Source organism: Thermococcus thioreducens, from assembly GCF_002214545.1.
GTDB lineage: Archaea > Methanobacteriota_B > Thermococci > Thermococcales > Thermococcaceae > Thermococcus > Thermococcus thioreducens.
Genome location: NZ_CP015105.1, coordinates 1,184,072 through 1,204,848, shown reverse-complemented (window position 1 = coordinate 1,204,848; position 20,777 = coordinate 1,184,072). Strand labels below are relative to the sequence as shown.

Sequence of the window (20,777 nt, the reverse complement as noted above, 5' to 3'; positions counted from 1 at the left end):
TAACGTCTTCCTGATATTTATCCTTTGTGCTGTCATCTACGGTTGCCCTTTCAGAAACTCCTCCAGGCTGACCTGTCCTTTCTTCTTCGGTTTTCTGACCTCTAACTCTGTCCTCAACCTCCCCTCTATCTTCCTCAGCGTCTTCCAGCTCCGCCTGACTATCGGCGGGAACTCGCCGTGCTCGCGGTAGTAGTTTTCGAGGAACGCCCTCGTCCTCGGGTCGCTGGGATAGCCGCTTCCAATCTCACCGTACTCCCCCTTCAGCTTTTCTATCGCCCTGTCGCGGGTCACCTTTGCTATTATCGAGGCCGCAGAGACCGGCACGAACTTGTCGTCTGCCTTGTGCTCTGCTATTATCTCCGCCTCGAAGTTCAGCTTTGCTCTTATCTCCTCTCCGAAGCGTTTTTCTTTTACGTCGGCGGCGTCGATGTATATCACGTCGGGCTTAACCTTGAGCGAGTTGAGGGCCTTAACGAAGTTCTCCACCTCGAACTCGTTGAGCGTTCCAGCGCGGGAGTCTATCTCCTCCGGCCATAATTCCAGGATTACATAATCGTCTAAAAATTTAATTATTTCATCAAAAAGCCTCTCCCTCCTCTTGGGTGTCAGCTTTTTGGAGTCCTTAACGCCGAGCTCTTCGAGCTTGGGAACGTTTTTCTCGTCAACAACCACTGCCGCTATTACCATTGGGCCTATGACAGGCCCCCTTCCGGCTTCATCGATCCCGGCAAGTTTTCTGCCCAAAGTTTCACCTCCTGAAGAGCAGAGCACCGTAGATGATGCCCAGCATTATCGTTGCTAGGCCGCTCGGGGGTATGTCTATGAAGTACGCGAGGATTACCGAGGAGAGCTGTATCACGAGGGTTAGCATGAGGCTAACGGCGAGAACCTTTCTTATGTCGCTCCTCACCATTAACGCTATCGCACCGGGAAGTACTGCTACAACCTGCAGGGTAATCAGCCCCACGGTCTGCACTATGAGTGCTCCAATGGCCCCGACGAGGACGTAGAGGATCATCAGGTACGCACGGGTGTTGCCGCCATAGCTCTCCACCCCCTCCGGGTCAAAGCTGAGGTAGAGAAAGTCGCGGTAGAGGAAAATCATCAGGAAGAACAGAACCGCCCCGCCTAGGACGAGCACCGTGAGGTCGTTGAGGGTTATCAGGAATATCTCGCCCGTGAGGTACGAGACTATGCTCTGGCTGAGGGGGAAGTACGGCCTGTCCGCCATGACCTTGTACAGGACGCCGAATCCCAGAACGGTGAGTCCCGCCACAAAGCTCGCAACGATTCCTACCGCCGAGTCCGGGGAAAACCCTGCCCTTTCAAGCTGGGCTATAATGAGAACCACTGCGACCGTCACGACCAGCGCCGTGAGCATGACCAATGAGAGGTTCTCTAAGAGCAGTCCGAGTATCATCCCCAGGACAGCCCCGAAGAGAAGGGAGTGGAAGAGCGCATGGGTTAGAAAGGCCAGTCCCTTTGTGTTGATTAGCGGACTGAGCATCCCGAGGAGAACGCTGACCATAATGCTCGCCAGTATGGCGCGCAGGAGGTACTCCGGGATCACAGTCCCCCACCCCCGTGCTCGTGGAGGTGGGCGTCTCCGGTTATGCAGAAGAGCCTGCCCTCAACGGGCACCACCCTGGCCAGCGGGCCGTAGACGGATTTGATAATGCTGTCTCTGAGGACTTCCTCCGGCCTGCCGAAGGCCACAAGGCGCCTGTTGAGCAGCATGACCCTGTCCCCCAGCTCTATTAGGGGGTTTATATCGTGGGTTGTGATTATCATCGTTATGTTCCTCTCGCCCTTTATCCTCTCAAGGACGTTCGCCACCTCCACCCTTGCGCTGGGGTCAAGGGCCGAGAGGGGTTCATCAAGGAGGAGCAACTTGGGGTCGCTTATGAGCGCCCTTGCGAGAAGGACCCTCTGCTTCTGCCCACCACTCAGCTCGCGGAAGAGCCTGCTCTCGAAGCCGGACAGTCCAACGAAGCCGAGAACTTCCGCCGCTTTCTCCACCACCTCTCGGGGCATTTTAAAGTGCGCGAAGCCCCTCCGGTAGATGCCCCCCATTGCAACTACCTCCAAAGCCGTTAGCGGGACCTTCTCATTGAGGTTGCTGCTCTGGGGGACGTAGCCTATCAGTTCCCTCGCATCGCACGGGGGCCTGTCAAAGACCCTGAGCTCCCCAGAGTACTCCCTGTGAAAGCAGGCTATCGTTTTGAGGAGCGTGGTCTTGCCGGCGCCGTTCGGCCCTAGGAGGAGGAGCGTTTCACCCTCTTCGAGGAGGAAGTCAACCCCCTCAACTGCCGGCTTCCCCTCGTAGGTTATTGTGAGGTTCTCGGCGATTACCGCTGCCATAAACATCTCCGGACTCCAGATTGAACGGCGCACTTTTAAACCTTCATGTGCTGTTCGTGAGGGATACCGAATGAGGTCGGTATTGGAGTGACCCGGTTTTCAAGGTTTTGCATTCCTCGCTGGACTTGTGGGATAGTGGCCGGCGTTCTCGGCGGCTATTCCAGGGCGACTGTGCTACCGGTTATTCCTCCGTGGGCTTTGTGCAAAAATTTTAAAAGCACAGACCTGTACTCTCATTAGAAAATTTTTGCAAGGCTCAAGTTTATAAGGGATCGAACCTACTCGCTGGAGGTGATGCTCATGGCGTACCACAAGGGTGGAAGAGGAGGAAAGAAAAAGAACAGGCAGGTTCAGGGTGACGAGGTTATCCGTGTTCCCCTGCCAAAGGAAGGACAGCTCTTCGGAGTGATAGAACAGGCTCTGGGTTCAGGGTGGATGGACGTCCGCTGCGAGGACGGAAAAATCAGAAGGTGCAGAATTCCTGGCAAGTTGAAGAGACGCATGTGGATGCGCGTTGGAGACGTCGTCATAGTCCAGCCCTGGCCGGTTCAGACCGATGAGCGGGGAGACATAGTGTACCGCTACACCAGAACCCAGGTCGACTGGCTCCTAAGGAAGGGCAAGATAAGCCAGGACTTCCTCACCGGTGGAGATATGCTCTTCTGAGCGTAATCCCGAGTGATAGCGATGCGCGAGGAGTTCATCGAACGAGAGATCGAGCACATGCTCGGCCTCAGGGAGAGGCGCGAGAAGGACAGTGAGCTCTATAAGATAGCCAACGAGGTCTTTGACAGAACTACCAAGGAGACCCTCGCCTATCTGCACAGGAGGGGAAAGGTCGAGGCACTTTACGGCGTAATCAGCACGGGGAAGGAGGCCAATGTCTTCGCCGGGATTGACAGCGAGGGCAACAGGGTGGCGGTGAAGATATACAGGACATACACTACCGAGTTCAGGCGCATATGGGAGTATCTGGCTGCAGACCCGCGAGTCGGCTACCTGCCAAAGGACATGAGGAAGCTCGTCTTTGTCTGGACGCGGCGGGAGTTTAAGAACCTCCAGCGGGCGATAAAATACGCGGTTCGCGTCCCCGAGCCCGTAATCTTCCGCAACAACGTCCTGGTGATGGAGTTCATAGGAGGCGAAGTGCCGGCCCCGAGGCTTAAGGATGTGGAGCGTGAGCTTTCCAGAGGGGACTTCGAGGAGCTCTACGACTTCACGATGCGGGTCATCGAGAGGCTCTGGAAGAGAGGGGATATGGTTCACGGCGACCTGAGCGAGTATAACATACTGCTCCACGACGGTCCGGTGGTCATAGACTGGTCTCAGGCGACCGTGAAGAGGAACCGCATGAGCCTGGAGCTGCTCAAACGTGACCTGAGGAACGTCATCAATTACTTCGGTAGAAAAGGCGTCGATGTTGATGATTTCAATGATAAGTTCCGCGAGCTGGTTGGGATTTAGAGGGTGAGAGTATGGACGAGTTTGAGAGACTCCTTAAGAAGTACGAGCGCATTGACAAAGACGGCAGGCCCGTTCGGGAAGCCCCTGAGGAGGAGATAAGCTACACCGCCCTGGGAGAGCAGGAGGAGTTCGTAAGGATTCCGAAGGACAGGGTGGCGGTCGTCATAGGGAAGAAGGGACAGACGAAGAGGGAGATAGAGAGGAGGACAAAAACGAAGATAGAGATAGACAGCGAGACCGGGGAGGTGTTCATAACCGCCACGAAGGAGACTGACGACCCGCTCGCCGTCTGGAAGGCACGCGATGTCGTCATGGCCATTGGAAGGGGATTCTCCCCCCAGAGGGCCTTCAGGCTCTTCAACGAGGGCGAAGTCCTTGAGGTGGTCAACCTTACCGACATAGTCATCGGCAACGACAAGAACGCCCTTCCGCGCGTTAGGGGAAGGATAATCGGCAGAAAAGGGAGAACACGCGAGATAATCGAGGAGATGAGCGGTGCCGATGTGAGTGTTTATGGTAAGACCGTCGCGATAATCGGCAACCCGATCCAGGTTGAGGTTGCCAAGACTGCAATAGAGAAGCTCGCCAAGGGCTCCCCGCACGGTGTCGTTTACAAATACCTCGAAAGGAGGAAGAAGGACCTTGAACTGGAGAGCATGAGCTATTACGAGGCCCTTGGCGGCGAACTGGAGAAGAACGAGGAGGAATGAAAATGGCCGAAGCAAGTCAGCTGTTTAAGGAGTTCAAGATTCAGAGCGTCAGTGAGTTCTTCAGACGAAACGCGGCCATGCTTGGCTACACGGGCAAGATACGCTCCCTTACCACGGTCGTCCACGAGGCCGTTACAAACTCCCTCGATGCCTGTGAGGAGGCGGGAATCCCCCCCTACATCCGCGTTGAGATAGAGGAGCTTGGAAGGGAGCACTACAAGGTTATCGTTGAGGACAACGGTCCTGGAATACCCGAGAAGTACATAACCCACGTCTTTGGAAAGATGCTGGCCGGAACCAAGGCGCACAGGAACATACAGAGCCGTGGCCAGCAGGGCATAGGTATAAGCGGTGCCGTCATGTTCGCCCAGATAACGAGCGGAAAGGCAACGCGCGTTATCACCTCCACCGGCGGAGATAAAACCATTGAGGCCTGGGTGAAGATTGACGTTGACAAGAACGAGGGTAAAATAGTCAAAAAGGAGAAGCACCCCAACCCGAAGGGCTGGCGCGGGACGAGGATAGAGCTCGAGGTCAAGAACGTCAAGTATATCCGTTCCAAGCAGGGCGTTTACTGGTATCTCAAGCTCACCGCCATAGCAAACCCACACGCCCACATCGAGCTCATAGAGCCCGATGGGAAGCTCATAGTCTTCCCGAGGTCGAGCGACTACATTCCGGAACCGCCGGTTGAGATGAAGCCCCACCCGCGCGGTGTCCTTACCGACGACGTTTACAGGATGGCCAAAAAAACTAGGAGGAACACCGTGAAGCGCTTCCTCGTCGGTGAGTTTTCAAGGATAAGCGACAAGAAGATAGACGAGCTGATAGAGTACATTGCCGCGTTGAGGCTCATAAAGACGGAGGAGGACAAGAACGTCCAGGAGCAGCTCTACGAGAGGCTCATGAAAGGCGAGGTTAAGGCCGTCCTCCGCTCCTTCAGGGGATACACGAAAGTCGTCAAGCAGGTCGCCAAGATCATGGAGAAGCCGCCGGAAAAGCTCACCTGGCACGAGGCAGAGGAGATCGTCGAGGCCTTCAAGTACATGAAGTTCCTGGCTCCCCCGACTCATGGCCTCAGGCCGATAGGCGAGGAGAACATTGAGAAAGGTCTGAGGGGAATCCTCAAGCCGGAGTTCGTCACGGCGGTAACTAGACCGCCAAAGGTCTACTCAGGTGGTATTCCTTTCCAGGTTGAGGTTGGATTGGCGTACGGCGGTGAGATTCCGGCTGGCTTTGAACTTCTCCGCTACGCCAACCGCGTTCCTCTCCTCTTCGATGCAGGCTCATGTGTGACGACGCTCGCGGCACGCTCGATAGACTGGAAGCGCTACAAGGTTGACGACCTCGACCGTGCCCCGGTGGTGCTCATGATAAACGTCATCAGCGTCCACGTCCCATACACCGGCACGGGGAAGCAGAGCATAGCCAACGTCGAGGAAATCCAGAACGAGATAAGGCTGGCCATAATGGACGCCGCCAGAAAGCTTCAGACGTACCTCAGCGGCAAGCACAGGAAGCTCTACCAGGTCAAGAGGAAGAAAACCTTCGAGAAGTACGTGCCCGAGATAGCGAGGGCCCTAAGCGTCCTGACGGGAGAGGAGGAGGACGCCATCAGGAGCTACTTCCTGACTTTCATAGAGAGCCGCTTTGCAACCAAAGAGGGTGAGCTTAACGAGGTGAGCGAGAATGCCTAAATCCAAGGTCGTCAAACGTGAGAAGCCCAGGGAACGCTTTTCCTACGACCCGACCAGGGTGCTCACCAAGCTGGAGGAGTATGGAAGGAGGGTTCTTGAAGACATAAAGACCGGAAAGAACCCCTACTTCGATATCCCGATGCGTGGGCTGAACAACGTCTACTTCGACGAGAAGAGACGCGTTATCAGGATGGGCGACAAGCTCTCCAGGAGATACTTCCTCAACGTAGCTCACGCAAGAAAGTTCATGCAGACCTTACTCATAATGGCCTACGTCAAAAGGCTGGTAAGCGAGGGGAAGCACGCGAGCCTTCGTGAAGCCTACTACGCCAACAAGCACACCATCCCCGGGACTAAGGAGAACACCTTCGAAGACCAGCGCGAGAGCGACCCCATCATCGAAGACCTCGAAAGGATGCTCGGCGTTCTCAGGGAAGAGATGCACCTCACGGCCGACAGGCGCGGCTATATCTACGGTGACATAGTCATACGCGACGGCGAGGACGAGTTCAACACGTCAAAGCTCGGTATGGGAGGCTGGGCGGTTCCAGGAACGGTCGAGCACCTCCAGTTCGTTGAGGTTAACGTCGACTATGCATTGGTTGTAGAGACAGCGGCTATGGCCGACCGTCTCATCGAGGAAAAGTTCCCGAAGAAGGAAAACGCCCTCATCATAGCGACGCAGGGACAGGCTTCTCGTGGAGTCAGGAGGCTCATCCACAGGCTCCACTACGAGGAAGGACTGCCCATTATAGTCTTCACCGATGGTGACCCCTACGGTTGGTACATCTACTCCACCATAAAGCAGGGCTCCATCAACCTCGCCTACCTGAGCGACAAGCTCGCAACTCCTGAGGCGAAGTTCGTGGGGATGACCATGGACGACATAAAGCGCTACGGCCTCGAAAACGTCACTGAAAAGCTCAAGGGAATCCCCCCCAACAAGAAGGGCGGCCCGACCGGTGACTACAAGCGCATTCTGGAGGAGATGGAATACCCGTGGTTCCAGAACAGGGAGTGGCAGAGGCAGCTCAAGATGGCCGTTAAGATGGGAGTCAGGATAGAGCAGCAGGCCCTGGCCAACAAGAGCCTTGAGTTCGTGGCGAAGAAGTACCTGCCCGAAAAGATAAACAACGGTGAGCTCCTGCCATGACGACGACGGAGGAACTCGTCGCGCAGGTGAACAAGATACTGGACGACATCGGGATAGACATGGACGGGTTATTTGAGACTTTCGACCTCCCGTCCATTTCTTATCACCTTAGGGAGAATCTCTCCCTCCTTCAGGAGCTTGAGGAAGACCTCTCAAGGAGAGTTGGTGAGACCACCCCGTCAGTCAGGGGCATGGGCAAGCGCGACCGCGATCCTCACATCCAGTGGATTTACAAGAAGAAGCGCAACAGGATTCTCGCCCTTGAAAGGCTCCGTGCGGCGATAACCGCCCACAAGATGGCCCTTGCCATCATCTCCGCCAACTACACCTTCTTCCTCGGGAGGAAACCGGTAACTCTCAAGGAGCTCACTAGGGAAAACGTTGAGAATGTTGAGGCCGTCCCGAGGAATGTTCAGGTGGGCAGGATAGAGGTGTTGCCCCACCTGGCCTACTCTGGGGACGTCCTGAGGCTCCTCGCCCGGGAGAGTATAGCGGTCAGGGAGTCTTTCAAGTTCATAAAGGGCAAGCTCCGCGAGAAGGGAACCGTTAGGACGCGCGGGCTTAGGATAGAAGTCGAGTACTGGGAGAACAACAGGCTCAAAAAGGCCCGGATTGACCTGCCGGCGGACGCTGACATAGAGGGGGAGTTAAGAAAGCGCTACGGAAGGCGCTTCCGCTGGCGCGTGCTGAGCTTTGTCAAGACCAAGGGGGTTTTGATAAACAATCACTATACAGTTGACAACCTCTCCCTGGCCTATTCTGTCCTTGATCCGGAGAAGGGCGCCGAAAAACTTGGCCTTGACCTCTTCCGCTACTATTTCCTCACCTCCGAGAACGAAAGGGAAACCCTCGGCCTTTATCCAAACATAAAGCTCTGCATAGACTGCCACTACTCGATATTTGACCTTCCCTTCCGGAACGAGCCTAACTTTAGGACGGGTCACGGTAGCATGCTCATAATAAGGAAGTGTGAGATGGAGAATGCCCTCGTTGGAAAGAGGAAGGATCTAACCGGCGTTCCCAACTACCTCCTCGGCGCGGTTCTCCTCTACGGGATGAGCGAATACAGTGAAGAGAGGGTTGCCGAGCTTCTCGGCGTGCCGAAGGATGAAGTTGAGGAGGCCATCAGGAAGTTCGTGATTTCCGGCCTGCACAGGACGCTTTTTGCTGACACGAAGAAGTTTGAGAAGTTTCTGCCGAAGAGTGATAAGGCCAAGCAGTTTTTGGCCCTCCTCCAGGGGTGAGCCTATGAGGGTGGAGGTTAAGGCGCGGAACAATTCTGAACTCATAAGGAAGCTGAACGAGGTGCTGAGCGATGAGGTTACCGAGGTCTACGTAAACCTCCGCCCGACGAAGGAGATACTAGTGAGGATTCTTGAGCGCGCCCCCAACGTGAGAAAAATTTCCTGCCCCCCTAGCCTCTATCCCAAGGTCTCGAAAAAGGCCGTCAAAGCTCTCGCCCAGATGGGCATAGAGCTTGTCCCCGAGGGCTACCCCAGGGGGCGACCCAGGAAATACGACGAGGGAACAGTTAGGGAGGTCCAAAACCTCATAATGAACGGAGTTCCCCCCAAGGAGATAAGCGCCAGGATGGGCATCCCGCTCAGAACGGTTTACTACATGATTGAGCAGCTGGGTGTCCGGCGATGGAAAGGCTGAAAGGCATTTACGCGGCCCTTTTTGTGTCTTTTATCCTCGTTTCCACGCTCCTTGGCAGGACGGCCGTTCATGGAGGGACTACTGTCTTCAACTTTGAATGGGTATTTTTCTTCGCGAACCTCTTCCTGTTTGCGGCGGCTGGCTATGTGCTGAAGATGCTCCTTGAGGGGAACTTTGAAAGGGGAATGCGGGGAACCAAGAGGGGCAACGTTCTGGCTGGTGTCATAACGCTACTGTCCCTCTTGGTCGTCATTAAGCTGATCCTCGAAAATAAGCCGGAAGAGCTCGTGAACGGGGGCAAAGTAGGGGAAACGCTCTCCGGGGTCTGGTACAACGTTACCTCCGGCGACTTCGCCGTTACTCTAAGGGAGCTTCCGGGGATATTTTATTTCATTCCCTTCATAGTCTTTATCCTGTTCCTCCTCACGGTGAGGAGGCGTAAGAAACCGAAGAGGGTTCCCTTTGAGGTCAGGTTCGAGCCCCAGATGACGTACGACTCAATAGAGGGCACCCCTGCGGAGAGAGTCATAAAGATGTACAAGAACGTCGTCGCGGGCCTCGTCATGAAGGGCTACCCCTACCAGAAGAGCTGGACGCACTGGGAGCACGAAGAAAAGCTGAGGGAAATCTTTCCTGACCTCGAAGACATCGACATCCTCACGAGGATATTCGAGAAGGCCAAATATGCCGGCAGGCTGGACGAGGCCGATGTCGCCGCCGCCAGAAAGAGCTATGACAGGCTCATGGAGCTGCTCAGGTAGGTTTAAAAGGCGGTCGAATTAGAAGCCCCTAAAAAGTTAAAGGTGATGCTAATGCTCGTCGAGACCCAGGAGGAGAGGCCGGAGATAATGGAGCGCCTTCACCGCGTCGGGATAACCAACCTGCGCACCGTGGCGAGAATAAACTGGAAAGGACGGGTGTACACCTTTCTCCCAGTGTTCGAGATAACCATAGATGTCCCGGAGGAGAAGAAGGGAATACACATGAGCAGGCTCGTGGAAAGCATAACCGAGGCCATGAGCGAGGCCGTCGAGGAGGAAGTGATGGAGGCCCACAGCTCCCTTGAGGAGCTTGGAAAGTCCATTATCAAACGTCTTGAGGGCAAGCACCCGCACAGGCGCGCCGAGGTCTGGATAAGAACCCACCTCATAATACCGCGCGAGACTCCCGCGAGCAAAAAGACCACCTACGAGCCCTACGACGTCGAGGTCGGTGTCATCAAAAACGAGGAGGGTTCCTTTGAGAAGGTTCTCCGCGTCAAGGTGGTCGGCAACACCGCCTGCCCCCACGCGATGGCCAACAACAACGGAAAGACCCACATACAGAGGGCGATAGGCGAGCTTGAGGTGAGGACGGCCTTTGATGAGGAGATAGCACTGGAGGACATGATAGACGTCGTCGAGAGCTCCTTCAGTCATCCGACTTACACGCTCCTTAAGACCGTCGATGAAAACGCCGTCGTGCAGGGTATGTTTGCCAACCCGAAATTCGTGGAAGACGTTGCGCGCGAGATATTCGCCAGGGCGAAGGAGAGGTTTAAAGGAAAGATCCACGTGAAGGTCATCAGCAACGAGAGCATCCACAAGCACGACGTGATAGCGGAGACGTGGAGCTGAGATTTGAGACTCGATATTCCTTATTCTCTTTACTCTCTCCGAAGTTTTTGCACAATTCTGCGACCTTTTGTTAAATTATTTCGTTAACACCTGCATAACCGGGTTGTTAGTTTTGACATATCTGCCTATGTGTTTGTACAATGTAATGGGCTGCAGGGACGTTCCCGATTTTTTTTTGAAATTTATAATTAAACTTTGAAGTAAAAGTTAAATATGATGATGGGAGTATAACCAATTGCCCGACAGGGCGTATTGACCGCCCCCCGGGCAGGAGGGTCGGCACCATGAAGAAGCTTGTGGCAATACTGTTCGGTCTGCTGGTAGTGGCGGCAGGGTTCGCGGCAGCGACGATATGGAACACCACGGTTGTGAGAGACTACAGTTCAGGCCAGTATGGCTGGGCCTATGCAGAAATCGGAGTCAAGTATGATGTCAACAATCCGTACACCAACTACCAGATAACTTACAGGTACGGAGATGGTGGTCTGATTAACGAGCTCGACCCATACTCCTATGGTGTCTACAAGTACTATGACAGCACGGGAATTACCGTAAAGACGGTAGTTCTCGCTCCTGATGCTCCAGAGACCGTGGTAGCGTCTGCTCACTGGCCGGCATATTGAGAGTGCCACCCTTTTTCTTTTTATATCTTAATGGATATTTGGAGGTGGTGTCTTGAACAGCAAAAACCTGAAATTCCTCGTGATTCTTTTGATCGTGCTAATCGGTGCGTATCCTGTTAATGCCATGCCATACTGGGCCAAACCGGGAGTTTATATTAAGTATGCCTCATTAAGACACGAGGAAATTGCCCGTAAGTATGCATCAACGGGCATGTCTCTCTCAACGGGTGACGTTGTTCTTGAGGTTAATGGTACTTACATCCAGATGTCTGCTATGGGGGACACATACTTGACATTTACCATCCTGGGCGACGAAGGAGACTACCTGCTCATGAAGCTGATTTTGGAGATGTTTAATGTAACGATAAAGCAGTTCGGGGACAAGACGGTAGTGCTGTGGCCGGAATCAGCTTTGATCTCAAAAAAGACCCTTGACAACGAGACGCTATTCAACGTCACGGAGGCTAGGTACTCATGCACCTACAAGATTAGAAAGGAGGACAGCATGGTCTTCGATACCGCAGGCACAAACTACGGCCACACAATCCTCTGGGACGATCTGGGAAACGCCCCCATAACAGTAGATCAGCCGTTTCAGCTCGTTGGCTTCGCGGGCAATTCCATTTCAAAGGTGGTGAACGTTACTTCCCTGGACGTGAGTGTAATCACTAGAACTTCCAATTTCACGAAGCCGGTGATCTACGTCAGAACCGCGGGAGGTATGAGTGTAAAGACCCCGATTGGGGAGGTTTCCTTCTCAAGAACCGATGCGATACTGTATTTCGATGGATCCACAGGTATGTTTGTTACTGGCCTTTTTCCGACAGCCCCTGATCTCGCGGCATGCGGTGTCAAGCTGGTGTACTTTATGGATCAGTGGGGCATGTACATGAGCAAGAACCACAAGGAGGACGGGAAGCTCTACACCTACGGAATAGGGTTTTACGACACCAATGCAGAGTTTGGGGTCGCTGAGACGGTACAGTTTTCAAAATCTGAAACGGACGCGGCATATCTATACACGGCCGTTGTCCTACTCCTGGTGCTCGCAGTGGTTGTGGCGTGGAGGAAGAGGCAATGAAGGCTCTTAGGGGTTTGGGAGTTTTATTTACAATATCTCTTCTTGTTTTCCCTACATCTGCGGCCCCGTACTGGGTCAAGCCGGGAGTTTACATTGAGTACATCGCCCAGAGGTACGACCCATACATTGAAACCCAGATCAGTCATGGCACGAAATTGGAATCAGTCACGACTGCTTCCATTCTGTACTTCAGAAACGGAACAGAATACTGGGTGGATAGCTATAATGATACCCTCATAAAATTCAAGATACTCGGGGAGAGCGGGGAGTATTTTGTCGTTGGTGTTATCATTGAGCTCAAAAATGTAACAATCAAGTTCAGCCTCCACAACGGAACCAGCGCCCCGGCCTTCTGGGAGAGTACAGATATGCTCTCAACATCGAAACGGGTCTCGGCTGATGGTGAGGTCAGCGTAAAGGTCAAACTTCGCTCCCTGAGGATATTTGGAGAATATAGAATAAGGAAGAGGGATGGGATGGTCTTCGGGATAGATGGGAGACCCTATGGCCACACTTTCCTCTGGATTAACCCGAATGAGACCCCAAAGGGGAATGATACTTTTGTCGTTCTTCCCACCCTTAACTGGACGATGAAAGTCGAAAGGGTGTCCGCGATGGATAAACCCAAGAAAACGTACTACGGAGAATTTGGACCGCCGACTGCCATACTTTCCCTTATGGGGCCACCGCTCGTCATAAAGGGTCGTTTGGAGTTCACCACCCAGACTCCTGGGGGAATATGCTACGACCCAGCAACTGGAATGGTGTTATCCCCGACTACCCTCTCAATACTGATCTCCCCTGACCTTGCCGCTATAGGGATTCCTTTTGCATCCTTTATGGACGAGCGCGTGGCCTATGACCAGATGGTAAAGGGAAACCCCATGTGGGCCGGCCTGTTGCCACTCTACGACACCAATGCTGAGTTTCAGAGAGTAGAAGAGGTACCGTTCTCGAAGGCTAAAACGCCGTGGAAGTACGCGTTCTGGGGGTCGCTGGTTCTCCTCGGCTCTATCATGACAGCAAAAGGCTGGAGGAAATCAAAATGAGGAACGTCATTCCCTCGATGTTAGTGGCAATATTCATCCTCATCGGAGGCCTTCATTCAGCGCTCGCGGCCCCGTACTGGGTCAAGCCGGGAGTTTACATTGAGTACATCGTCCAGAGGTACGACCCATACTTTGATTTAGTCACGGGAGCACTCCCAAACCAAATACACACTGCCGAAATCTTCATCGAGATTAACGGCACTTTATTCAGGGTATTCGCAAACAACAATACCACAGTCCGATTCGATATTTTGGATGAAAACAATGGGTATTTACGAGTACGGGCGACAATTATGATGGAAAACGTGACGATTTCTTCGATATTTTTGAACGGCACCAGATATCCGGTCTTCTGGAACCGCAGGGACGTTATATCTGAGAAGCTCATCCCGAGCCATGATGTAGGATTTCTCGACTGCGTGTGGCTTGAGGTTAAGTTGAACAACCTCACGCTCTCCGGTGACTATATGATACGGCGGAGTGATGGCGCGGTTTTTGATATGGACGGCAACTATTACGGGCACACGTTCCTCTGGATAAACCCCAACAATCTCCCCGAAGCAAATGAAACGTTTTCCCTCCTGGGAAGTACGAACGTAACGGTATGGGGGGCAGGTACCCTCAACGAATCGGCGATGACGTACTATGGAAAATTCGGCCCGCCCCTGATTTCAATTGCGCTAACCATGGGGGACTTCAAGCTGTCCCAGAGAATTGACGAAAAAAGGGAGTATACACTAATTGACGTGTCGTTCGGCGGGCCAAGTGCAGGGATAATCTACGATCCCTCCAGCGGCATTGCCCTATATCCCGCAACCACAGGTACTGCTCCCTACGCCGATTTTCGTGCAATTGGTGTGAAATGGGCAGTGTTTGAGGACCAGCTATCGGGATATCGGATGATTGCGAAAAAGAACCGCTCCTGGAAATTCGGCCTTGTCCTCCATGACACCAACGCGGATTTTGGAGCTGTTGATGAGGTGAAATACACAAGACCTCAGACCGCGGTGGGCTACATTTTCTACATCACACTGGTTTTCCTGGGAATCGCCGTGGTATGGGCTTCACTAAGAAAAAGGAGGTGACTCCATGGAACGTCGGTGTGTAATCTTCCGCTGGGAAATGAATGACGTTGTGAAGAACGTTCTCTTACTGTTCGGAATACTCCTGGTAGGGATGGCGATGAAGCAGTCCATTATGGGTGTTAATTCAAGCATGGGGTTTGTCTCTGGAACCGAAATTGAACTCTTTGGGCCTCTCCGGGCAAAGGGGGTGGCGTCGAGTATTCAAATCCTCCTTTCCCTCGACGACGTCTGGACACTGATGGGCTTTCTCGTTCTGCTCCTCGGCGCTTTAACGTTCCGCTACGACAGGGACAGCGGCGTTGCGCGTTCGATTTACTCGCTTCCTTACTCCAACGGTGAACTCTTCGGGGTCAAGCTTCTCTCGCTCTTAATCTACGGATTCACCATGATACTGCTGCCCTTCGCCTACGTTAGCGTGACCACTTACGCGGGCATCTTGAAGTACCTCCCCCGGATAACCTCAAACTTCCTAAGCGATGCACTGGTTCTGGTAGTTTTCCTTGTACTTTACATGGTGGCGGTTGCGACCTTTGTCTCGCTGGCATCTCCAAACGCATTCTTAGCATTCATGATCGGCTTTGCGGTGATATACGCGCCCAGGGTTACCGGCCTTTCCAACGTCCCGCCGGTGCTCTTCATCAACGCCATACCCAGGAGCGGGAGCACTGATTTCACGCCGTTCACAATTAACTACATCGGCTGGGGCCTTCTCGTCCCGCTGGCGCTCTTTGCCCTCGCGTGGGTTCTCATCAGAAGGAGGGATGTGGTGTGAGGTTCTGGGGTGCCCTGCTGTCCGCAATGCTCCTGCTCACCATCGGCTCGCTCTGGGTTTACAGTTCCTATGAAAATCAGGTCGGCTCAATCGGCCCGGTTTTTCTCCAGCCGGTGGAGCGTCAGGGTAATGTGACCGATATAACCTCAGTAACAGCCCATACCCCCACCAGCTCACTGGTTGAGGCTTCCTGCAACGGCAACGGGGTCATTGAGGTCTATGACGTCATAACCGGAGAACAGGTGGACAAACACGCCGTCTACGGCCATGCCAGGTATCAGTTCGTTCTGCCGAGGGAGGGAGACTACCTTATAATTAACAACGGCACTGACAAACTCACCTGCTCCTTCCGTTTCATCAAAAACTACCCAACCAAACCTGTCCAAAACGCCCTCTACATCAGCGGCTCCGCTTTTGCAATCCTCCTGGCACTCATTGTGTGGAGGTGGGGCAGGTGATAATCGAGGCGAGAGACCTGAAGAAACACTTCGGGAGCATCAAGGCGCTCGACGGCGTTACCGTGGACATTCCTGAGGGAATCACCCTAATCCTCGGCCCCAACGGCGGCGGAAAGAGCACCTTCCTAAAGCTCGCCACCGGCGTTTATCGTCCAAGCGCCGGAGAGATAAGGGTCTTCGGTGAAGTCCCCTGGAACAATGGAAGACTTAAGGCCCGCTTCGGCGTTGCCTACGACCCGCCGGCTTTTCCGCAGTTCGTCACCGGGAGGGAATGGCTGACTCTCTTCGCTGAGAGCAAAGGGTTCGGTGAGGAAGAAGTCGAGAGGGTTGCGGAGCTGTTTGAGGTCATGCCCTTTATAGACAAGAGGATAAACGGCTACTCATCAGGAATGCTGAAACGTTTGAGCCTGGCGCAGGCCTTCGTAGGGAAGCCCGAGCTGATATTCCTTGACGAGCCCCTGGCGAACATAGACTTCGACAGCATGGAGAGGGTTATTGAGATAATCGAGGGGATGAAAAAGACCAACTTCGTTGTCATAAGCCACATCTGGGAGCCGCTGATTCCGATAGTGGACTGGGTAGTTGTCATAGGCAACGGAAAGCTCGTCCTGAGTGGAAAAGTGGAGGAAGTGCAGGAGGAAGTCGAAAAGCTGTTCAAGCCCAAGGTTGGACGTTCAAAAAGGAGAGGGAGCGAAGATGCCCCCTCTCTAGGGCAGGAGGGTCGGCAAACTCCAAGCGGAGGTGAACCACTTGAAGTGGAAGCCCCTGCCCGTTGATATTTTTGGGGATTAGATTTATTAAACTTTTTCCCCTCTTTTCCCGGGGAACATTATGAAGCTCGTCCACGACCCAATACACGGCCACATCGAGCTTGACGAGTTTGCGGTTAGGCTTGTGGATACGCCGGAGTTTCAAAGGCTCAGGCGGATAACCCAGCTGGGCATGGCTTTTCTCGCCTACCCCTCCGCCCGGCACACCCGCTTCGAGCACTCGCTCGGGACGTTCTATCTGGCAAAGCGAATCGCCGAGCACAATCCAGAGATTGAGGAGGGAGCAGTTCACGCCGCTCTGCTCCACGACCTTGGCCACTACCCCTTCAGTCACACCCTTGAGGCACTCTATCCAAGACACGAGGAGAACACGAAGTGGTTAATAAGGCACGGTGAAATCGGAGATGTCTTGAGGGAGCAATACTCCCTCCGGGAGTTCATCGAGCTTTTCAAACACCCCCTCGTGAGCGGGGACATCGATGCCGACAGAATGGACTACCTCGTGAGGGACGCCTACTACACCGGCGTTGCTTACGGGCTGGTCGACCTCGACAGGCTCGTGAGGAACCTGTACTACGACGGTGAGAGGCTCGTGGTGGAGGAAAAGGGTGTAATGGCCGCCCAAAGTCTTCTCCTCGCGAGGAGCATGATGTATCCCACTGTTTACGGGCACCACGTTTCAAGGATAGCAAGCGCAATGCTCGTCAAGGCGGTCGAACTGGAGGGGCTGTCCCTCGAAGAAATCCGCACCATGGACGAGGTTGACCTCGTAGCGAGGCTCAGGAGGAGCGAGAAGGACGAAGTTCGCGAGCTCGTCAAGGCCATGGACGACAGGAGGCTCTACAAGCGTGTTCTCTACACGAACAGAGACCCCGGTGAGGGGGCAGTTGAGGAGCTGAGGGGAGAACTTGAAGCCGAGTTTGGCCACTTAGTCCTGGTGGATTATCCCCCAAAGCCCAAGTTCGAGGAGAAGAACGCTTTCGTCGAGACGGAGAACGGACTGAGGCGTCTCAGCGAGGTTTCACCTCTCGTTCGCTCCCTCGTTGAACTGAAGGACGCTCACTGGCGCTGGGGGATCTATGCGAGGGCCGACGTGAGGGAGTGGGTTGAAAGGTTTCTGAAGACCTTCCTTGATTGAACGTGATTTTTCATCCAAAACCCTTAAGTAGTTTGAACGCATTCCCGTGCTGCCGCTTCTCCACCGGGAAAAGCTTTATAACCGCACCTTTTAAGTGAGTGGTGAACAAGCTCATCAGGTTAGAAGGTGGTGTAAATGGGAAGAAGGGAAGAGATGATTGCGAAGATTAAGGAGCTCATGACCCAGCCCGAGAGGATCAGGAACATGGGTATTGCCGCTCATATTGACCACGGTAAGACGACGCTGAGTGACAACCTGCTCGCCGGTGCCGGAATGATCAGCGAGGAGCTCGCCGGAAAGCAGCTCGTTCTTGACTTCGACGAGCAGGAGCAGGCGAGGGGAATCACCATCAACGCGGCCAACGTTTCGATGGTTCACAACTACGAGGGCCAGGACTACCTCATCAACCTCATAGATACGCCGGGTCACGTTGACTTCGGCGGTGACGTTACGAGAGCAATGAGAGCCATAGACGGTGCCATCATCGTCGTTGACGCGGTCGAGGGAGTCATGCCCCAGACCGAGACCGTTCTCAGGCAGGCCCTGAGGGAGTACGTCAAGCCCGTCCTCTTCATCAACAAGGTCGACAGGCTCATCAAGGAGCTCAAGCTCGGTCCGAACGAGATACTCCAGAGGTTTGCCAAGATAATCACCGACGTCAACAGGCTCATCAAGAAGTACGCCCCGGACGAGTTCAAGAGCCAGTGGATGGTCAGGGTCGAGGACGGTAGCGTTGCCTTTGGTTCAGCTTACTACAACTGGGCCCTCAGCGTTCCGTTCATGAAGAAGACAGGCGTTTCCTTCAAGGACATCGTCGAGCTCACTAATGCTGGTGACCTCAAGACCCTCAGGCAGAAGGCCCCGCTCCACGTCGTCGTCCTTGACATGGTCGTCAAGCACCTCCCGAACCCACTGGAGGCCCAGAAGTACAGGATCCCGCACCTCTGGAGGGGAGACGTTGAGAGCGAGGTCGGCCAGGCCATGCTCAAGTGCGACCCGAAGGGCAAGATGGTCATGGTCGTCACCAAGATCATCCTCGACAAGCACGCGGGTGAGGTCTCAACCGGCCGTGTATGGAGCGGTACCGTGAAGACCGGACAGGAAGTCTACCTCATCAACGCCAAGAGGAAAGCGAGAATCCAGCAGGTCGGTATCTACATGGGTCCCGAGAGGGTCAACATGGAGGCCGTTCCGGCAGGTAACATCGTCGCGGTAACTGGTCTTAGAGATGCTATGGCCGGTGAGACCGTTGCCCAGGAGCAGATCGAGCCGTTCGAGGCCCTCCACTACACCAGCGAGCCGGTCGTCACCGTGGCTATAGAGGCCAAGAACGTTAAGGATCTTCCGAAGCTCATCGAAGCCCTTCGCCAGCTAGCCAAGGAGGACCCGACGCTCCACGTCAAGATCGACGAGGAGACCGGCCAGCACCTCCTCAGCGGTATGGGCGAGCTCCACCTCGAGGTCAAGCTCGTCAAGCTCAAGGAGGACTGGAAGCTCGACGTTGACGTTTCCCCGCCGATCGTCGTTTACCGTGAGAGCGTCAGCAAGATGAGCCCGATAGTCGAAGGAAAGAGCCCGAACAAGCACAACAGGTTCTACATCACAGTGGAGCCGCTCCCGGACGAGATATACCAGGCCATCCGCGAGGGTCTCATCCCAGAGGGCAGGCCCAAGAACCCGAAGGAGGTTGCCAAGAAGCTCGCCGAGCTCGGCATGGACTACGAAGTCGCCAAGGGTATAGTTGACATATACAACGGCAACCTGTTCCTCGACAACACCAAGGGTATCCAGTACCTCAACGAGGTCATGGACCTCCTCGTTGATGGATTCCACCAGGCCATGGACGAGGGCCCGCTCGCCAGGGAGCCTGTCATGAAGGTCATGGTTCGCCTGCACGACGCAAAGATACACGAGGACAACGTCCACCGCGGCCCGGCCCAGATCTATCCAGCCATCAGGGGTGCAATTCAGTGTGCCATGATGAAGGCCCAGCCGATCCTCTACGAGCCGTACCAGAAGGTCATCATAAACGTGCCCTACGAGTACATGGGTGCCGTCAGCAGGGAGATCAACCAGAGGCGCGGTCAGCTCATCGACATGAGGCAGGAAGGAGAGGTCATGATCATCATCGCCGAGGCCCCGGTCGCGGAGATGTTCGGATTCGCCGGAGCCATCCGTGGAGCAACCAGCGGAAGGGCCCTCTGGAGCACCGAGCACGCCGGCTTCAAACGCGTTCCGGGAGAGCTCGCTGTGAACATCATCAGGCAGATACGCCAGAGGAAGGGCCTCGACCCGAACCCGCCGAAGGAGCAGGACGTCTGCCCGCAGCAGTGAGGGCTTTTCGCCCTTCCCTTCTACTTACTTTCTAGTCTCATGGGCTTGAGATACCGTGCCACTTAATTCAACGTCTCCTCCGAAAATCCTTTAATCTCTAACGATAATATCGGAACGATAATATCGGCTCCATGGGGGCACAAAGGAAGGCACTCCTCGTCGGAATCCTGGTGGTCATTGGGATTTTACTGTTCGTCCCGTGGCCGGGGAGGGTGTTCTACGAGCACTACTCCTATTTCTGGTGGGGGCCGTCAACACCCCAGGAGAAGGTGGAGTGCAAAGCTGGAACTGCACCCTTCGAGTTCGTCAGAGGTATCAACTATGAAAGCTGGAACGTGAGCGTGAACAGGTCCGGTAGGATAGAAACGGTGGTGGCGGAGAGGAGTTTCCTCTCGAACGGTGGATACGGCAGGACCTATCAGCGCCTCATCCTGGTGCGAAAGGACGGTCGCCTGGTGGAGGTTAGATACACCGCGAGCACAGGCCCCTCGGAGAATGCCTACAGGGAAATTTGCTATACCCTCGAAAACGGCACAAGGGAGTGCGGGCTGGTTCTCACGGTGTATGACCTTGACAGCAGGAGAGAGGAGAGGTTCACCATCTACTACACACTCTGGGACTACCTTCGGAAATGCAGACTGAAAGGGGGCTGAGGTTTACATTTTTCTGTTCAAACCCCCGTAGTTAACTTTTTAAACCCGCTTCGTAACTTAGGGACGGAACTCATGAGGCCTCCCCGATAAAAGGCGGGTTTCCCGCCCGAGGGGGCCGAGGTTCGAAAGATTTAAAAAGCCATCCTAGTCAACG

At 54.3% G+C, this 20,777-nt stretch carries 22 protein-coding genes; 19 read left to right on the top strand and 3 right to left on the bottom strand.

Going from position 1 to position 20,777, the window contains the following annotated elements; all coding sequences use genetic code 11:
- Positions 1-36: 36 nt before the first annotated feature.
- The 3 genes from rnhB to A3L14_RS06605 form a co-directional block, all read right to left on the bottom strand.
- Positions 37-687 (bottom strand): ribonuclease HII, encoded by a 651-nt coding sequence (rnhB, locus tag A3L14_RS06615; RefSeq protein ID WP_055429432.1) that lies wholly within the window; start codon positions 685-687, stop codon positions 37-39.
- A gap of 61 nt (positions 688-748) precedes the next feature.
- Positions 749-1,570: a metal ABC transporter permease gene (locus tag A3L14_RS06610; protein ID WP_055429324.1), complete on the bottom strand. Its 822-nt coding sequence runs from the start codon at positions 1,568-1,570 to the stop codon at positions 749-751.
- The gene (locus A3L14_RS06605; protein WP_055429325.1) at positions 1,567-2,361 is read right to left on the bottom strand and encodes a metal ABC transporter ATP-binding protein; all 795 of its coding nucleotides are present in this window, start codon (positions 2,359-2,361) and stop codon (positions 1,567-1,569) included. The genes A3L14_RS06610 and A3L14_RS06605 overlap by 4 nt, the downstream gene beginning before the upstream one ends.
- 300 nt (positions 2,362-2,661) lie before the next feature.
- On the opposite strand from A3L14_RS06605, the gene eif1A reads away from it, so the two are divergent.
- The 19 genes from eif1A (at position 2,662) to A3L14_RS06510 (ending at position 20,623) form a co-directional block, all read left to right on the top strand.
- Complete coding sequence (gene eif1A, locus A3L14_RS06600) at positions 2,662-3,027, top strand: translation initiation factor eIF-1A (protein ID WP_055429326.1); 366 nt, start codon at positions 2,662-2,664, stop codon at positions 3,025-3,027.
- Between the two features lie 21 nt (positions 3,028-3,048).
- Positions 3,049-3,825: a serine protein kinase RIO gene (locus A3L14_RS06595; protein WP_055429327.1), complete on the top strand. Its 777-nt coding sequence runs from the start codon at positions 3,049-3,051 to the stop codon at positions 3,823-3,825.
- An 11-nt stretch (positions 3,826-3,836) separates the two neighbouring features.
- On the top strand, positions 3,837-4,535 hold the full coding sequence (locus A3L14_RS06590) for a KH domain-containing protein (protein WP_055429328.1): 699 nt from the start codon (positions 3,837-3,839) through the stop codon (positions 4,533-4,535).
- Between the two features lie 2 nt (positions 4,536-4,537).
- Entirely contained in the window at positions 4,538-6,232 is a 1,695-nt protein-coding gene (top6B, locus tag A3L14_RS06585) for a DNA topoisomerase VI subunit B (protein WP_074631201.1), read from the top strand.
- Complete coding sequence (locus A3L14_RS06580; protein ID WP_055429329.1) at positions 6,225-7,385, top strand: DNA topoisomerase IV subunit A; 1,161 nt, start codon at positions 6,225-6,227, stop codon at positions 7,383-7,385. Before top6B ends, A3L14_RS06580 begins: the two co-directional genes overlap by 8 nt.
- Positions 7,382-8,629, top strand: a complete 1,248-nt coding sequence (locus A3L14_RS06575) for a DUF530 family protein (RefSeq protein ID WP_055429330.1) — start codon at positions 7,382-7,384, stop codon at positions 8,627-8,629. The genes A3L14_RS06580 and A3L14_RS06575 overlap by 4 nt, the downstream gene beginning before the upstream one ends.
- 4 nt (positions 8,630-8,633) lie before the next feature.
- On the top strand, positions 8,634-9,044 hold the full coding sequence (locus tag A3L14_RS06570; protein WP_055429331.1) for a DUF1699 family protein: 411 nt from the start codon (positions 8,634-8,636) through the stop codon (positions 9,042-9,044).
- The gene (locus A3L14_RS06565; RefSeq protein WP_055429332.1) at positions 9,032-9,805 is read left to right on the top strand and encodes a DUF4129 domain-containing protein; all 774 of its coding nucleotides are present in this window, start codon (positions 9,032-9,034) and stop codon (positions 9,803-9,805) included. Before A3L14_RS06570 ends, A3L14_RS06565 begins: the two co-directional genes overlap by 13 nt.
- A gap of 51 nt (positions 9,806-9,856) precedes the next feature.
- Positions 9,857-10,660: a GTP cyclohydrolase IV gene (locus tag A3L14_RS06560; RefSeq protein ID WP_055429333.1), complete on the top strand. Its 804-nt coding sequence runs from the start codon at positions 9,857-9,859 to the stop codon at positions 10,658-10,660.
- A gap of 284 nt (positions 10,661-10,944) precedes the next feature.
- Positions 10,945-11,283, top strand: a complete 339-nt coding sequence (locus A3L14_RS06555; RefSeq protein WP_055429334.1) for a hypothetical protein — start codon at positions 10,945-10,947, stop codon at positions 11,281-11,283.
- Positions 11,284-11,557: 274 nt separating this feature from the next.
- Entirely contained in the window at positions 11,558-12,364 is an 807-nt protein-coding gene (locus tag A3L14_RS06550) for a hypothetical protein (protein WP_143597776.1), read from the top strand.
- A complete protein-coding gene (locus tag A3L14_RS06545; protein WP_055429336.1) occupies positions 12,346-13,413 on the top strand; it encodes a hypothetical protein in 1,068 nt (355 codons plus the stop codon). Before A3L14_RS06550 ends, A3L14_RS06545 begins: the two co-directional genes overlap by 19 nt.
- On the top strand, positions 13,410-14,498 hold the full coding sequence (locus A3L14_RS06540; protein WP_055429337.1) for a hypothetical protein: 1,089 nt from the start codon (positions 13,410-13,412) through the stop codon (positions 14,496-14,498). The genes A3L14_RS06545 and A3L14_RS06540 overlap by 4 nt, the downstream gene beginning before the upstream one ends.
- Positions 14,499-14,502: 4 nt before the next feature.
- Positions 14,503-15,270 carry an ABC transporter permease gene (locus A3L14_RS06535; RefSeq protein WP_055429338.1) on the top strand — a complete coding sequence of 256 codons (768 nt, stop codon included), beginning with the start codon at positions 14,503-14,505 and terminating at the stop codon, positions 15,268-15,270.
- On the top strand, positions 15,267-15,728 hold the full coding sequence (locus tag A3L14_RS06530; protein WP_055429339.1) for a hypothetical protein: 462 nt from the start codon (positions 15,267-15,269) through the stop codon (positions 15,726-15,728). The genes A3L14_RS06535 and A3L14_RS06530 overlap by 4 nt, the downstream gene beginning before the upstream one ends.
- The gene (locus A3L14_RS06525) at positions 15,728-16,504 is read left to right on the top strand and encodes an ABC transporter ATP-binding protein (RefSeq protein ID WP_055429433.1); all 777 of its coding nucleotides are present in this window, start codon (positions 15,728-15,730) and stop codon (positions 16,502-16,504) included. Before A3L14_RS06530 ends, A3L14_RS06525 begins: the two co-directional genes overlap by 1 nt.
- Before the next feature lie 55 nt (positions 16,505-16,559).
- The gene (locus tag A3L14_RS06520; RefSeq protein WP_074631205.1) at positions 16,560-17,636 is read left to right on the top strand and encodes an HD domain-containing protein; all 1,077 of its coding nucleotides are present in this window, start codon (positions 16,560-16,562) and stop codon (positions 17,634-17,636) included.
- Between the two features lie 135 nt (positions 17,637-17,771).
- On the top strand, positions 17,772-19,970 hold the full coding sequence (locus A3L14_RS06515; RefSeq protein ID WP_055429340.1) for an elongation factor EF-2: 2,199 nt from the start codon (positions 17,772-17,774) through the stop codon (positions 19,968-19,970).
- 131 nt (positions 19,971-20,101) lie between these two features.
- On the top strand, positions 20,102-20,623 hold the full coding sequence (locus A3L14_RS06510) for a hypothetical protein (RefSeq protein ID WP_055429341.1): 522 nt from the start codon (positions 20,102-20,104) through the stop codon (positions 20,621-20,623).
- Positions 20,624-20,777 lie beyond the last annotated feature (154 nt).

What these genes read in the sequence shown, in the direction of transcription:
- top6B (WP_074631201.1), top strand. Translation starts at nt 4,538, where the DNA reads ATGGCCGAAGCAAGTCAGCTGTTTAAGGAGTTCAAGATTCAGAGCGTC.
- rnhB (WP_055429432.1), bottom strand. Translation starts at nt 687, where the DNA reads ATGGTAATAGCGGCAGTGGTTGTTGACGAGAAAAACGTTCCCAAGCTC.
- A3L14_RS06575 (WP_055429330.1), top strand. Translation starts at nt 7,382, where the DNA reads ATGACGACGACGGAGGAACTCGTCGCGCAGGTGAACAAGATACTGGAC.
- A3L14_RS06540 (WP_055429337.1), top strand. Translation starts at nt 13,410, where the DNA reads ATGAGGAACGTCATTCCCTCGATGTTAGTGGCAATATTCATCCTCATC.
- A3L14_RS06590 (WP_055429328.1), top strand. Translation starts at nt 3,837, where the DNA reads ATGGACGAGTTTGAGAGACTCCTTAAGAAGTACGAGCGCATTGACAAA.
- A3L14_RS06605 (WP_055429325.1), bottom strand. Translation starts at nt 2,361, where the DNA reads ATGGCAGCGGTAATCGCCGAGAACCTCACAATAACCTACGAGGGGAAG.
- A3L14_RS06560 (WP_055429333.1), top strand. Translation starts at nt 9,857, where the DNA reads ATGCTCGTCGAGACCCAGGAGGAGAGGCCGGAGATAATGGAGCGCCTT.
- A3L14_RS06515 (WP_055429340.1), top strand. Translation starts at nt 17,772, where the DNA reads ATGGGAAGAAGGGAAGAGATGATTGCGAAGATTAAGGAGCTCATGACC.
- A3L14_RS06565 (WP_055429332.1), top strand. Translation starts at nt 9,032, where the DNA reads ATGGAAAGGCTGAAAGGCATTTACGCGGCCCTTTTTGTGTCTTTTATC.
- A3L14_RS06595 (WP_055429327.1), top strand. Translation starts at nt 3,049, where the DNA reads ATGCGCGAGGAGTTCATCGAACGAGAGATCGAGCACATGCTCGGCCTC.
- A3L14_RS06510 (WP_055429341.1), top strand. Translation starts at nt 20,102, where the DNA reads ATGGGGGCACAAAGGAAGGCACTCCTCGTCGGAATCCTGGTGGTCATT.
- A3L14_RS06535 (WP_055429338.1), top strand. Translation starts at nt 14,503, where the DNA reads ATGGAACGTCGGTGTGTAATCTTCCGCTGGGAAATGAATGACGTTGTG.
- A3L14_RS06520 (WP_074631205.1), top strand. Translation starts at nt 16,560, where the DNA reads ATGAAGCTCGTCCACGACCCAATACACGGCCACATCGAGCTTGACGAG.
- eif1A (WP_055429326.1), top strand. Translation starts at nt 2,662, where the DNA reads ATGGCGTACCACAAGGGTGGAAGAGGAGGAAAGAAAAAGAACAGGCAG.
- A3L14_RS06580 (WP_055429329.1), top strand. Translation starts at nt 6,225, where the DNA reads ATGCCTAAATCCAAGGTCGTCAAACGTGAGAAGCCCAGGGAACGCTTT.
- A3L14_RS06555 (WP_055429334.1), top strand. Translation starts at nt 10,945, where the DNA reads ATGAAGAAGCTTGTGGCAATACTGTTCGGTCTGCTGGTAGTGGCGGCA.
- A3L14_RS06570 (WP_055429331.1), top strand. Translation starts at nt 8,634, where the DNA reads ATGAGGGTGGAGGTTAAGGCGCGGAACAATTCTGAACTCATAAGGAAG.
- A3L14_RS06550 (WP_143597776.1), top strand. Translation starts at nt 11,558, where the DNA reads ATGGGGGACACATACTTGACATTTACCATCCTGGGCGACGAAGGAGAC.